We start from the raw sequence: 14215 nt of genomic DNA, 5'->3' as shown, positions 1-14215 counted from the left end.
GGTGTCTCGCTGGTCCTCGGCTTCGCCTGCGGGATCGCTCGACTACCAAGCGCCCTGCCGGCACTCGCGGGTAGCCGACCAAAACCGCCTGAAGGGTCACATTTATCTGAATAATTTAATCCCGTGCCTTTTGCTGCTCGCTGGCGTTGTCTGGGCATTGATGGCTACGTAGTTTAAGAGGCGGCGGTGCTGTTGTTTGAATTTTTGCAGTTAAAGAGGTCCGTTTCCCTAGGTGGGGAAACGGACCTCTTTTTGTCTCTGGGCTTGTGGATTGGCGAAGACAATAACCGCTGGCAGCTATTTTGAGTTCTTGATGCGGCGTGTGGCAGTGGCGGTTATTCCGAGGCCTGCGGCGGCGACTGCTACGAGTGCGATTGCGCTCGGTGCTGTGTCGCCCGTGTTTGCGAGCTTGCCGGCGGTCGTATCTGCTTGCTTGGTGGAGCTCGATGGAGCGTATTTGCCGGTCGCGGGCGAGCCGGTGGGCTGCGTCGTCTCGGTCGGTTGCGTCGAGTTGGAGGGAGGCGTCGTCTCGGTCGGTTGCGTTATCTCGGGCGAGGCGGTCTTGTCCGCCGCGGCCTTTGCCTCTTCGTATGCCTTGCAGGCGTCGTCATAGGCCGCTTGCGCCTTTTCCAAATCGCTAAGGAGCGCATCTCGCTTGGCTACGTCCTCATCGATGTGGGCTTTGGCTTCCTCTGCCTCACTTTCGAAATACTGAACCTGTTTTTCCTGGCTTTCGAGCCGGCGTTGGCAGTGGTGAAGATCATCTTCACAAGATTTTTTTCGCCTTTCTGCCGACATGATCTCACTTCGCAACTGCTTAATAGTTTCGTTAGAAGCTCCGTCGTCGATTGCCTTATTTAATTCTGTCTGAAGGCCGCTTGTCCGGTAGTGGGCCTCATCGTATTTGGCTTGGGCTGCACCGACGTTCGCTTGCATGGCGGGAAGGCGTTCCCTCCGTTTGGCGGCTTCCGTCACCACCATGTCGTAGATCTCTTGAAAAGCGGCAATGTCATCATCGATTACCGCAATTTTCTCAGGACTTGCGGCGTCTTTTGCGACCTCGAGGTTTTTGAGCGCTTCCTGCATGGCTGCATACGCTTTTTCTTTTGCGGCGGTCGCATCTTCCGTCTGCAAGGCAACTGCACCGGTGGGGGAACTGGTTTCTGCCGCGATCGCCGTTACGGGGGGGCGATTCCCGCGACAAGCGCCGCGGAAAGGGCGATGCCCACAGTTGCTCGTCTTGCTCTTCTTGCGAGAATGTCGTTCATCTCGGCACCTCATTTCAAGGGTCGGCGACTAACTTGGTAGCACTAATGTAAGTATACCAAGCTAGTTGACCCGACACTGGCTGGGTGTGCGCGTGCCTCTCCGCTTCTCTGGAAACCCTTCTCTGGAAACCGAATCCCATTAGAAATGACGAGCTGCTTACGCAATTATGGGCTCACCGTACTATCATGGTTCGAATTGAGCGTGAATGATGATAGGGAGCGCCTTTTTATGATTGAGCTGCTCAGGCGTTTTGGTGGTAAGTTTCGCCGGTATATGGTGATCGGCCCTGCGTGCAAGTTGATCGAAGTGATCTTTGACCTGCTGACGCCGCTGGTGATTGCCCAGATGATCGATAAGGGCATTGGCTCGCACGACGTGGACGCCGTCGTCCACTACGGCATGGTGCTTGCCGCCATGGCCGTGATCGGCATCTCGTTTACGCTCGTCTGCCAAAAGATGGCGGCGCTGACATCGCAGGGCATGGGCACCGACATTCGCGGCGCGCTCTACAAGCACATCAACAAGCTGAGCTATGCCGAACTCGACCGCTTTGGCACGCCGTCGCTTATCACGCGCATTACCAACGACGTCAACCAGGTGCAGCTCGCCGTGGCGCTGGGCGTGCGTATGCTCATCCGCTGGCCTTTCCTGGCGGTGGGCTCCATGATTGCGGCCCTTGCCATCGACCTTAAGCTCGGTATCATCTTTTTGATTTGCACGCCTGCCATCGGCCTGGTGTTCTGGGTTGTCATGGCGCGCTGCATTCCGTACTACAAGCAGCTACAGGCAAAGCTCGACCGCATCGCGCTTATCTGCCGCGAAGGCCTTTCGGGCGCTCGCGTGGTCCGTGCGTTTGTGCGCGAAGATCACGAGCGCGAGCGCTTTGCCCAGGCCGCCGATGACCAGGCCAATACTGCCATCGCGGTGGGCAAGCTCTCGTCGATTCTCAACCCCGTCACGTTTTTGATGATGAACCTGGGCGTGTGCGCCATCCTGTGGGTGGGCGGCATCCAGGTCAACGTGGGCGAGCTCACGCAGGGTCAGGTCATGGCGTTTGTGAACTACATGACGCAGACCCTGACCTCCATCGTGTACGTTGCCAACCTGGTCGTGGTCTTTACCAAGGCGAGCGCCAGTGCGTCGCGTATCAACGAGGTGCTCAATTGCGTGCCGAGCATCACCGACGAGGACAACGAGCCGGTCACACTGCCCAAGCCGGGCAATGTCGCTCCAGTTCCCGCGCTGAGCTTGAGCCATGCGAGCTTCTCCTTTGGCGCCGGCGCTGCCAACGCCGTCAACGATGTGACGCTGGAGCTGCCGCTGGGCAAGACGCTCGGTATCATCGGCGGCACGGGCAGCGGCAAGTCCACGCTCGTCTCGCTTATCCCGCGCCTGTACGATGCGGGCACCGGCAGCGTGAGCGTGATGGGCGCCGACGTGCGCACCTGGCCGCTCGACCAGCTGCGCCATGTGGTCGCGACCGTTCCGCAGCGCGCGTCGCTCGTGAGCGGCACCATCCGCAGCAACCTGACCTGGCGCGACGAGGCGGCAACCGACGAGGAGCTCTGGGCGGCGCTCGACATGGCGCAGGCGAGCGAGTTCGTGCGCAACAAGCCGCAGGGGCTCGATGCCCCGGTCGAGGCGGGCGGCAAGAACTTTAGCGGTGGCCAGCGCCAGCGCCTGACCATCGCGCGCGCCCTGGTGGGCTCGCCACAGGTCCTGATCATGGACGATTCCGCCTCGGCGCTCGACTTTAAGACTGACGCGGCGCTTCGCCACGCCATTCGCGAGCGCAGCGTGCGCGGTGCCGCCGAGGGCGGGCTGCCGCTGACGACCGTCATCGTGAGCCAGCGCGTCTCGACCGTGCGCGATGCCGACATGATCTGCGTACTCGACCATGGCTCGGTTGCGGGCCTGGGCACGCATGACGAGTTGTATGCAAGCTGCCAGCTCTATCGCGAGATTTGCCAGTCGCAGCTGCGCCGCGAGGAACTCGAGGGCCAGCAGGGGAGTGCGGCGCCCGCGCCCACGCCAAGCAACGCTCCCGCCCCGACTGCCTTCGCCCGCGCAAAGGAGGGCTGCTAAATGAATCCGTATACTTCTTCCGGTTCGGTCGCCACGATGACGGCCAACGTGTCCGGCAACGATAACCTCAACGACTTGGGTGACGGCCCGCGTCAGCCCGGCGACCCCGAGCGCTACCCCGTGGGCGCGGTAACTCGCCGCCTGCTGGGCTACGTCCGTCCGCATCGCATTTCGTTTACGGCGTCGTTTGTGAGCGCCGCCGTCTCGGTAATCCTGCAGCTCTACACGCCCATCCTCATTGGCGAGGGCATCGACCTTATCGTCGCCACCGGGCAGGTGGACTTCGATACACTGCTGCCGCTTGTCACCAAGCTCGCGCTCGTCGTGGTGGGGGCTGCGGCTTTCCAGTGGCTGCAGGGCTATTGCGTCAACCGCCTGTCCTACGAGACGGTGCGCGACATGCGCGTGGAGGCGAGCGACAAGCTCAGCCGCATGCCGCTCAGCTTTATCGACAGCCATGCCCACGGCGACCTTATGAGCCGCGTGGTCAACGATGTCGACCAAGTGGGCGACGGCCTGCTGCAGGGCTTTACGCAGCTCTTTACCGGCGTTATTACCATCGTGGGCACGCTTGCGTTTATGCTCTCCATCAATCTGACCATGACGCTTGTGGTGGTGCTCGTCACGCCGCTTTCCATCTTTGCGGCCGGCGCCATCGCCAAGCTCTCCAACAAGAGCTTTACGGCCCAGCAACGCATCCAAGGCCAACTTGGTGGCCACATCGAGGAGTATGTGGGCGAGCAAAAGCTCGTGGACGCGTTTGCCTACGGCCCGCACGCTCAGCAGCGCTTCGATGCCCTCAACGCCGAGCTTTATACGGCAGGTGAGCGCGCGCAGTTTATGGGTTCGCTCTCCAACCCCGGCACGCGCTTTATCAACAACATCATCTATGCCGTGGTCGCTGTGATCGGCTGCGTGGGCGTGATCACGGGCGTGCCCGCGGCGCTCACGGTGGGCGGCGTGCAGATTTTCCTGTCCTATGCCAACCAGTACACCAAGCCGTTCAACGAGGTCACCAACGTCATTACGCAAATTCAGACCGCGTACGCCTCGGCGCGCCGCATGTTTGCGCTGCTCGATGCGCGCGAGCAGGAGCCCGACGCGTCGGACGCCGTAGAGCTCGCCGCCCCGAAGGGCGAGGTCGCCTTTGAGCATGTGGACTTTAGCTACGTGCCCGACCGCAAACTGCTGCAGGATATCTGCATCGATGCCAAGCCCGGCATGCGCTTTGCCCTGGTCGGTCCTACGGGCTGCGGCAAGACGACGCTCATCAACCTGCTGCTGCGTTTTTACGATATCGATGCCGGCCGCATCTCGGTAGACGGGCGTTCGTCGCGCGACTACACGCGCTCGAGCCTGCGTCGCGCCTTTGGCATGGTGCTGCAGGACACCTGGCTGTTCGAGGGCACGGTGGCGGAAAACATCGCTTACGGTTGCCCAGATGCCACGCGCGAGCAGGTTATCGAGGCGGCCAAGCGCGCGCACGCGCACAAGTTTATCGTGCAGCTGCCAGGCGGCTACGATACGGTAATCGGCGAGGACGGCGGCACGTTTAGCCAGGGTCAAAAACAACTGCTGTGCATCGCGCGCGTCATGCTCACCGATCCGGCGATTCTGCTGCTGGACGAGGCAACGTCGAGCATCGATACGCGTACCGAGCTGCAGGTGCAGGCGGCATTCGACGAGCTCATGGCTGGCCGCACGAGCTTTGTGGTGGCGCACCGCCTGTCGACGATCCGCAATGCCGACTGCATTCTGGTTATGCGCGACGGCCAGATTATCGAGCGCGGCACGCACGACGAGTTGCTAGCGGCAGGCGGCTTCTACGCCGAGCTCTACCGCAGCCAGTTTGCCCAGTAGGGGCTGCCGATTAGCGGCAGATGGTTTACATCTGCGTCGTTAGTACTAAGATATGCTTTTAACAAATTGCATTAATGGCTCGAGTTTCGGGGGAAACGAGGCAACGTGACTATGACATGCTCTATGGTGGTTAACAGCAAGAGCGGTAATACCAGGATGGTTTCGGGGGCGATCAAGCGCGCCCTGCAGGCTGCAGGCGTCGAGTTTATCCATGCCGCCGCGCTGAGCGATGATGCAGATCCGGAGCAGGTCGCGCACGAGGCAGAGGGTGCCTGCGCTGCCGATACGGTGCTTGTCGGTTTTTGGTGCGACAAGGGTGCCTGCACGCCCTCGGTGGCGGCGTTGCTCTCCGCCTTGCACGGCAAGCGCGTGTTCCTGTTTGGCACCTGCGGCTTTGGGGCCGACCAGAGCTATTACCAGCAGATTGTCGACCGCGTAACTTCCAATCTGGCCGAGGATGCCGAGCTTGCGGGCTGGGCGATGTGCCAGGGCAAGATGGGTCCCGCGGTTAAGCAGCGCTACGAGGCCATGCTCGAGCAAGATCCCGAAAACGCCCGATTTAAGATGCTGCTCGACAACTGGGTTGCCGCAAAGGATCACCCCACCAAGGAGGACCTGGACAACATGACCGCAGCCGCCAAAAAGGCCGTGCTGGGCGAGTAGGCGTGTCGCCTCGCGCTCGAGATAACACAAACGTGAAAGCCTCGAGATTCTCGAGGCTTTTTTCGTGACACGAGGGCGCCCCTTTATTGATGGAAGGCCTAATAAGCTGATTGTTCTATGCCCGGATGTGTGCGGAGTGGGATGGGATTTCCGGATGGGTGGGGTTGCGGAAGCTGCGTCCCGGAATTTGCCTTTGGAATGGGATGCGGTTTCCCGTTGAGGGGCTCTGTGGAAACCGCATCCCAGTTTTCGGCCGAGAAATGGGATGCCGTTTCCGGTTGAGGGTCTTGGCGGAAAGTGCGATCCGGAATTTGCGATCGGAGTGGGATGTGGTTTCCCAACGGGGCCACAAGCGGAAACCGCATCCCATTTCGCAAGCGAATTCTGGGACACGGTTCTCAGAGGATTATGGGCTGCGAACTACATGGGGCTGTCATAAAACTCCGGCAAAGGGGGGTCGGAAATAAATGACACTTCCAGTAGTTTGTTTTAATGTGGGGGGGGGGTACCATTATTTTAGTTTCGCAAAAAACGAACCTTCTATGGGGAAGTTGCGTAGGGGGTTAGTCGTAAGTATTGGATAAAACAGACTAATTTGGGGATAAATGACCACTTACGCCAAAATAAGTAGCATTTAGCGATAAAACATTGAAAAATATGTAGCACATCGCTATGTTTTTATTAGGAAAAGATTCCAAATTGGCTTATTTCGAACTCACTTTTCAAGCGCCTTGCGGTTCCTGTTGAAACTTGCTGACCTTTGGATGGGTCGAATAGGTCCTCAAGGGGGATGAATTATCACTTTGACGGCGCGTAGACTCAAACGATTTATTACGCTTTTGAGTAGCTTGGCGTTCGCGCTTGTCATAGCCCTTGCCGTTGTTTCTTTTGTGCCTCGCGCATTTGGATACACGCCCTTTGCTGTGCTTTCGGGCTCTATGGAACCCGAGCTTCCCGTTGGCTCCATGGTGTTTGTCCGCCAGGTTGAGCCAACGGATATTGCCGTGGGCGACAATGCAACCTTTTACCGATCGGACGGCGCCGTGGTGACGCACCAGGTGTATCAGATCGACCCTGTGGCGCAGATGATCGGCACGCAGGGAATTGCGAACAAAAATGCAGACGGAAGCATCATGCACGATGCCGAGCACACGCCTTTTTCGAGTGTTATCGGCACTGTTTCTTTTTGTGTCCCTTACCTGGGCTTCGTTAACGCATATTGCACGACGATGCCCGGTTTGCTTGTTGTGGTGGCCGTTCTGGCGCTGCTGATCACGGCGTCGATAGTGCTCGATCGGATGGTTCCCGACGAGCCTGCGGGCAAGCATACCCGCGTGCATGCGAGGGAGCGGCGTTCATAGCGGCAGGGAAAAACGTCGGCGGCGGTAGGGGCCGTTGCCGGGGAAGACGATTCTCGAAAGGAAGAGAACGATGGAAAACAAGAAGAAAAAGCGCTACGGCATCATTGCCGCCCTGCTGCTGTTGGTGCTGGCTGCCGGCGTGGGTACCTACGCCTGGCTGACGGCGCAGTCGAGCCTGACCAACAACTTCACCACTGCGGGCATCAACAAGCCCACTACCGATCCCGACCATCCGAATCAGCCGCTTCCGGATGATAACAATAAGGTCAACGGCAACCTGACCGAGACCAAATGGGTTAAGGACTCTAAGCTCGCCCCTGGCGTGTCTGTACCCAAGAATCCTAATGTCGGTATCGGCAAGGGATCCGAGGATGCATATGTGTACGTCTTCGTGAACAACAAGACGGCGTCTGCCGGGGCCGATCATTCCAAGACGACTTACTTCACCATTAACTCTGGCTGGAAGGCCGTTGATGCGACCGCCGTTGAGGGCGAGCCGACTCATTATCTCGGTGGCCTTTTCGTTTATGTTGGCGAAGGAACCGAGGCTACCCCGCTTATTGCCAGCAAGAATGAGGATAAGTGGACTGGCGAGCTGTTCAGCCAGGTGACTACGCCCAAGGACACCGAGCAAAAGGATTTCGCCAATTCTGCCACGATGGATGTCAACTGCTTCATTTACGCGGCAGACAATACCGCTGAGGGTTCGTCTGCGTCTGCTTTGGCTGCTGCCAAGAATTGGGCTAAGGACCTGTAGTAATCCCACCCCCTCTACCGAGATCCCGGCCCGCTCCCCATCCCCATTTTCGGGTCGGGATCTCGGTCCCCCTTTTTATCGACGACTGGCGAACGTAATGCTCAATAATCTTTCCGACAATCAGAAACGCACCTTGGCGCTTGCCGCGATGGCGCTGTTGGCCCTGGCGTGCCTGTGCGGCACGCTGGCTTTTACTGTTGATATGGTTCCGGCGAACAACGTTCTATCGTTTGGCAGCGTGAAGGTACGAGTCTGCGAATACACCCTAAACGAGCAGGGCGAGGAGATTCCGTTTGAGCCCAACGAGCACGGGGACTATCCCGACACCAAAGCCGGGGGTTCTGACATCAGCCGCATTGTGCGCGTGGAGAACGTCGGCTCGCAGCCTGAGTACGTTCGCGCGCGCCTGCGCATGAAGTCAGTGGCACCCGACGGCTCGTGCGCGGATGCCTCGGGCAACGTTGCGTTTCATGTGGACGCGGGCGAGGGGTCCCCGTGGATCGACGGCGGCGATGGGTGGTACTACTACCGTGGATTGGCCGGGCGTGGCGGCATGCTCGACCCCGGCGCCATGACGGAAAGCCTTATGGACTCGCTGCGATTTGTGGGCGACTACCACGATGCCGCGCGCGGCGGCTCATTCAAGCTCGATATCGATGTTCAGGCCGTGCAGGCCAAAAACCAGCAGACAAGCGATACCGCCCTCGACGTACTTGACGTTGTGGGTTGGCCGGAGGCGAACTAGCCTATGAAGATCAAGAATATGAACCGGGGTATGCTTAGCAGGCTGGTTGCCGTCGCAGCGATTGCCCTTTGCTGCGTTATGGCGCTGCCAACGGTGGTGCATGCCGAGGATGTGCCCGAGGCCAAAATCGAATTCCACATCAAAAACGAGGCTGACTTTTTGTCGTGTGTGGCGCTGTCGCGCGAGCGCGATACGTCCGGCTGGCACGTTTATCTCGATAACGACATTGAGCTCGACAGCGACGACATGAAAACCATCGTTGCAGACACCGTTAAGCATCTGTCGTTTGGCAACAAGGAGCATCCGTTTAAGGGCGTGTTCGATGGTCAAAACCACGCCGTTGAGGGCCTGAACTACGATAAAGACGCTTTTGACCCCGAGCGCGATACGGGATTTTTTGCCGAGACCAACGGCGCCACCATCAAAAACTTCCTGGTCAAGGACGCCAACGTGTGGGCGGACTTCCGCGGTGGCATTATCGTGGGCAAGGCCGTCAAAACGCGTTTCGAAAACGTTATGGTCATGGAGAGCACGCTGCACGTGACCTGCGCCAACAATGCTCTCAACCTCATTACCAACGCAGGCTTTGAGGGCGGTCTCATCGCCGGCGAGCTCGACGGCTGCACCCTCTACAACTGCGAGGTCCGTGGCGGCCGTGCCGTCAACAATACGACCTCGGGCGTGCAGGCGCTCGGCGGTGAGGGTCTGTATATGGCGGCGTTTGCCGGCTACGTTAAGAACTCGACTATCGAGTACTGTCGCGTGACGCCGACGCGTAAGGACGACGGCTCGATTGCCGAGAAGGGCATGACCGACGTCACCAATAAGTACGACGTGGCCATTGGCGCCCTGGGCGGCAACAACGTGTACGCCTCGGGTTTTGTGGGCTGCATGGCGGGCGAGGCCAAGATTATCGACTGCTTCTCGACGGCGCAGTGCTACAGCTATGCCGCGTCGTACGTGGGCGTCGTCGCCGTGACGCGCGCGTGGACGGGTGGCTTGGCGGGTCGTATTCTAACCGAAAAGGGCAACGAGCTCGTTCGAAGCCATTTTGCGGGTGACTTGAGCTCGCGTCAGTACAATCCCATCGCCGTGATCCCCATCATTCAAAACGATGTGAACCTGGGCGGAATTGCCGCGCGTGCCAACAAGGATGATGCCACGGTCACCGAGTGCTACTTTAAGCCGAGCGTGAGCCTTTCTGGCAACAGCCAGGGCAACCCTGCCAAAAAGAAAATCCCCTCGTTTGGCGGCGATGACACCACCAAGGGTGATGGCTATGGTCCATGGGATGACGAGCGCTACACCACGCGCGAGCTGTGGGAAGAGCACGACTACGACTTTTGTGCCGGCACCAAGCGCTCGACTGCTAACAACGGGGCCTTGGGTGGCTCGCACTTCAATGAGTGGGCGATGGATTACAAGCTGAATATTCCTGTGCATGGCCAGAGCGTTAAGGCGACGATCGATTTTCCCGGTGCGGGCACCGCGACAATCGAGAAGACCAAACTTGGCAAAGACCAGGCGACCTCGGATCCGTACGCCTTTGCCGTGAGCGCCGTGCTGGCGGGAACGGCCCAAGGCCTGGCCCAGGGCGATACATCGGTAACGTTTAAGCAGGATACCTCCGCAAAGCCAGAGGGTTTGACCGAGGCCAACGGCGGCTACCGCTTTATGGGCTGGTTCCGTGAGCCCGGAGTCAATGTGAACCGTATCGATGCCGATAACGCCTGGTTTAACGGCAAGACCGATGCCGATGCCGTTAAGGCTGGCAAGCAGGTCCAGAAGAACGAAGCGCACGAGATAACGTCGAGCTATACCGCCGATAACGCGAAGGGGGCCGAGGCCTTTAAGGGCAACGACCTGTTTATTGCTTCGTACGAGGCGCAGGTACTGTTCTATAACGTCAAGGGCGAGACGCTCGCGTGGCAGAGCGGCGAGGAGCACGACAAGTCGACGGACTGGTACCGCTATGGCGTCGGTTTAACGCCGGCTGCCCCTGCGGACCGCGGCACTCTTTCTGCCAGCGCCACCTTTATCGGTTGGACGACGCAGCCGAGTGGCGAGGCCGGGATGCATGGCGGTTACGCGGCCATCACCTCGCCTGAGCTTGCCGAGTTAAAAAACGCCGGTGCGTTCTATCCTGCCGGCACCGAGATCACTGTGCTTGGCCCTACCGATTTTTATCCGGTGTACACCGACTATGTGTCGAACATCATGACGGTGTTTGAGGGCAATGAGCAGGATGCAACCGACGATCAGACTCGGCGCGACGGTGTGGGCAAAACTGACGTTAAGGTTGAGACTGCAGAAGATGGCACAAGCGCGTATACCGTACAGGTGCTCGACGTATCCGGTAAAGCTATATCCGAGGAGGGCCAGCTGCCCGACGGCTATCGTTTCCTGGGTTGGTATGAAAACAAGGGAACCGAGGATGCCCCGCTCGAGGTGCGCGTAAGCCGCGACCCCAGCTATACGCTCCCCGCCGATGTCGATTTAACCGCGCCGCATACCTACATCGCCCGCTTTGAGTACCGAGTGGATTATTACGTTCGGGCTTATACCAACCATGAGTTTACGGACAGCAAGCTACTTTGTTCCGTTTGGAATCGCTATCAAACGCCCTTTGAGGAAAACGTCGGTAGTACCTTCGTGCGTGAAAACGTCGTCCACTGGGGCCCGGAGCATGTTGACCACGGTATAAAGGATAGTTATGAAACGTGTGGCACGCGCTTCACGAAGGAAACCCTTGTCGTGAGTCCCCTTAACGCGTACTCGCACAACGTTAAAAACGATACGGGAGCCGATACTCTAAAAAACCTCTATGCCGATACCGATTTTCCAGGCGCTGCAACGCTAAGCGATACTTGGACTTCGGCTTCGCTGAACGTAACGGTCAAACCGGTGAATGATCGCTATCGCCTGAATTTCTGGACGCTTGAGCGCGATGGTGAATATTGGACATATGTGAAAAATCCCATCGAGAGCATGGTGCGTACAGATAAGAAGTACTACGTTCGCGCGATGATTACCACGGACGTTAATTTCTACAACAAGGGCGATAATGTCGTGAGGACTGCCACGCGGCGCTATGAGAGTAACTTGCTGCAGGCCAAGGTGAACGGGGCGGATCCGACGTTCACGTATTACTACCCGCATGTGAACACCTCGGTTGAGGCAAAAGGAAAGCCGCAGGACGGGCTAACTGGTTCTTATGAAAGCCCCTTGACCCTTGAGTCTTCTCCGACCGATGCGGAGATGGCGGTGCCGGGTTATAAGTTCTTGGGCTGGATTTCGACTGCCGAGGTCCAGAAGGATTCTGCCGTCTGGAACTATATCTACGACGTCGCCGGCGATTCCTTCACCACTTCTGACCCGGATAAGGCCGAACCGTATCTGGTGAAACCAGATTTTAAGGTCACCCAGTGGCAGGATGCCTATCCGGTGTACGCGAAGTACGATGTTAGGTACACCACCAACCTGTATCGCGCCGGTTTTAAGGGCACGGACAAGGTCAATGTGCCTAGGTACGACATCGATCCCGTTATCAACGCGGGCACCGACCCTGCTACGGCAACGGTGACCCCTGACGTCACGACTCCGGTTTATAAAGCAGGCGGTGAGCTGTATAAGTTGCAGAAGGTTGAGATCGAGCTTCCGAATGGCGAAGTTGAAGAGATCGAACCTAACGGCGATAACTCGTATTCCCATCAGGTGGAACCCGGCGGGGCCTATACATTTGTGGCGTACTATTCGCCGTTGGCGGTCGTGTACCATCTCAATGCCAAAGATGTTGACGGCAAAGTTGCTCAGCAAGGCGATATGCTCGGCAACCTTGATGGCGGCATCCCGAAGCCCACTTATGACGTCAGCGCTATCGATAGGGATACAGGAGGTGCGTTCAACGCCTTCGTGGGCTGGACGGAAGCCAAGCCGGCACCTGTCAAGGGCTATGTCGCTTGGTCGGAGGGTATCCGCATGGTGAGTGCTTCTACCGTGGTCAGGGCCCCCATGGAGCTGTACCCGGTCTACCGTCCCAGCCTGGTTACCGTTCAATCGAACATCGACTTAAATCTCGCGAATCCTGCTCTTGTCCGCGGTCTCGGCCGTACTGATTCCGGCGACCAGATCTCTCTTGAGGTCAAGGCTGTCAAGGAGGTTGTGGGCATTGACGGCACCAAGTACGACTTTGTCGGCTGGTCGCGCGATTATGTCAATGACGGGCAGTACACCCTGATGACTGACGATGAGAAGTATCCCCTCGAGGGCAGCGAGCCCTTTGAGAGCGTGACCTACACTGCGGTGTACAAGAAGACGCCGCTTAAAGTGCGCTATCACGACACCGAAGGCAACGTCATCTACACCGCTACGGTAGACCCGAACGATACGAGTGTTCTGCGTGGCCAGGATGGCAATGCCGGCTTTGTTCAGACAGTTAAGGTGCCCAAGATGTACGAGAACGGCAACCCGGTCTATGACGACAAGGGTGAACCCGTCATGGAGCCAAAGGAAGTGGCCTACGATCCCGAAGCCTACTCCGCAATCGTCGCATTCCTGGGCGAGCGAGCGGATAGCAGCTTGAAGGAGTTGTTCTTGGAGTGGCAGTGGGTTAATGGCGACAAAGCTGTGGCGTGGAGCGACTTCAAGGGTAAACCGGTTACAGCCAACATGGATTTGTATCCGGTGACGTATAGGGTCGTCGCTAACGACACATCGGACGATGCGAGCCCTAAGAATGTGACCGGGCAGCTCAAGTGGTTGCTTGATCCCAATGCCGCGAACACGATAGATGACAAGAGCGATAAGGCGCCGTTCAAGGCTTGCTTTGCAAAGCCCTTCATGGGCACGCAACTGACGGTGCACGTTGACCGCGTGGGCTATGGTCTTCCTGGCCAGACTCCTGCGCCTGTCAACGGGAAGTATGTCTCGCTTTACAGTTCGGGTTCAGGCGAGGGCTCGTTTGAGCTGACGAATCGTTTGGACTACAAGCTCACGGGCGACGGCACTCAGAGCGATGGCAATGCGGTGTTCGATTTCGCCGCTACGCATACGCTCAAGATCGTCAAGCAAACCCAGGATAACTGGGCGAAGGGCAAGACGTTCCGCTTCAAGGTTTCCCGGGCCGGCATGGACGGCAACGCCTTGGAGGAGCGTACGGTTGAGGTAACGGTGTCATCGGATGCGCAGCTGAAGGACGGTTCCGCCTGGTACTCCGGCGCTATCGAGCTTGCGGTCCCGGCGGGTATCTACACCGTCGAGGAGGACTCAGCGTGGGCATGGCGCTACAGCAACAAAATCGGCGTCCCTGGCAAGCAGCCGGGCGATAAGGCGCAGGCGACTATCTCCGCTGCATCGAGCGCGAACGATGCCACGTTCACCTGCACGAACACGCGTGTGAACGACAAATGGATCGACGGCAGCAAGCGTGCCCATAACGTTTGGAGCAACGGCAACGTAGCAAAGAAGGAGGATTAG

Annotated in this window: 8 protein-coding genes; 7 read left to right on the top strand and 1 reads right to left on the bottom strand. The window is 58.3% G+C overall.

The features are described 5' to 3' along the window. Positions 1 to 297: 297 nt before the first annotated feature. The gene (locus DWX63_RS07375) at positions 298 to 1134 is read right to left on the bottom strand and encodes a hypothetical protein (RefSeq protein ID WP_147336070.1); all 837 of its coding nucleotides are present in this window, start codon (positions 1132 to 1134) and stop codon (positions 298 to 300) included. Between the two features lie 363 nt (positions 1135 to 1497). Between DWX63_RS07375 and DWX63_RS07370 the strand changes: the two genes are divergently transcribed. The 7 genes from DWX63_RS07370 (at position 1498) to DWX63_RS07340 (ending at position 14215) form a co-directional block, all read left to right on the top strand. Beyond that, positions 1498 to 3354 carry an ABC transporter ATP-binding protein gene (locus tag DWX63_RS07370; protein WP_117843269.1) on the top strand — a complete coding sequence of 619 codons (1857 nt, stop codon included), beginning with the start codon at positions 1498 to 1500 and terminating at the stop codon, positions 3352 to 3354. Next, positions 3355 to 5214, top strand: a complete 1860-nt coding sequence (locus DWX63_RS07365) for an ABC transporter ATP-binding protein (RefSeq protein WP_117843268.1) — start codon at positions 3355 to 3357, stop codon at positions 5212 to 5214. A 123-nt stretch (positions 5215 to 5337) separates the two neighbouring features. Then, complete coding sequence (gene bilS / locus DWX63_RS07360) at positions 5338 to 5877, top strand: flavodoxin family protein BilS (protein WP_233514505.1); 540 nt, start codon at positions 5338 to 5340, stop codon at positions 5875 to 5877. An 803-nt stretch (positions 5878 to 6680) separates the two neighbouring features. Further along, positions 6681 to 7238 carry a signal peptidase I gene (locus DWX63_RS07355; RefSeq protein ID WP_370445876.1) on the top strand — a complete coding sequence of 186 codons (558 nt, stop codon included), beginning with the start codon at positions 6681 to 6683 and terminating at the stop codon, positions 7236 to 7238. Between the two features lie 70 nt (positions 7239 to 7308). Next, on the top strand, positions 7309 to 7995 hold the full coding sequence (locus DWX63_RS07350; RefSeq protein WP_117655345.1) for a hypothetical protein: 687 nt from the start codon (positions 7309 to 7311) through the stop codon (positions 7993 to 7995). 97 nt (positions 7996 to 8092) lie between these two features. Further along, positions 8093 to 8740, top strand: a complete 648-nt coding sequence (locus tag DWX63_RS07345; protein ID WP_117766781.1) for a hypothetical protein — start codon at positions 8093 to 8095, stop codon at positions 8738 to 8740. Positions 8741 to 8743: 3 nt separating this feature from the next. Beyond that, positions 8744 to 14215 carry a hypothetical protein gene (locus tag DWX63_RS07340; protein WP_117843267.1) on the top strand — a complete coding sequence of 1824 codons (5472 nt, stop codon included), beginning with the start codon at positions 8744 to 8746 and terminating at the stop codon, positions 14213 to 14215.

Source organism: Collinsella sp. AF20-14LB (assembly GCF_003459505.1).
Taxonomy (GTDB): domain Bacteria; phylum Actinomycetota; class Coriobacteriia; order Coriobacteriales; family Coriobacteriaceae; genus Collinsella.
Note: the sequence above shows the minus strand (reverse complement) of the source record. Positions and strands in the feature narration are given on the sequence as shown.

Coding starts and splice junctions, on each gene's coding strand:
- DWX63_RS07370 (WP_117843269.1), top strand. CDS start 1,498: ATGATTGAGCTGCTCAGGCGTTTTGGTGGTAAGTTTCGCCGGTATATG.
- DWX63_RS07345 (WP_117766781.1), top strand. CDS start 8,093: ATGCTCAATAATCTTTCCGACAATCAGAAACGCACCTTGGCGCTTGCC.
- bilS (WP_233514505.1), top strand. CDS start 5,338: ATGGTGGTTAACAGCAAGAGCGGTAATACCAGGATGGTTTCGGGGGCG.
- DWX63_RS07340 (WP_117843267.1), top strand. CDS start 8,744: ATGAAGATCAAGAATATGAACCGGGGTATGCTTAGCAGGCTGGTTGCC.
- DWX63_RS07350 (WP_117655345.1), top strand. CDS start 7,309: ATGGAAAACAAGAAGAAAAAGCGCTACGGCATCATTGCCGCCCTGCTG.
- DWX63_RS07365 (WP_117843268.1), top strand. CDS start 3,355: ATGAATCCGTATACTTCTTCCGGTTCGGTCGCCACGATGACGGCCAAC.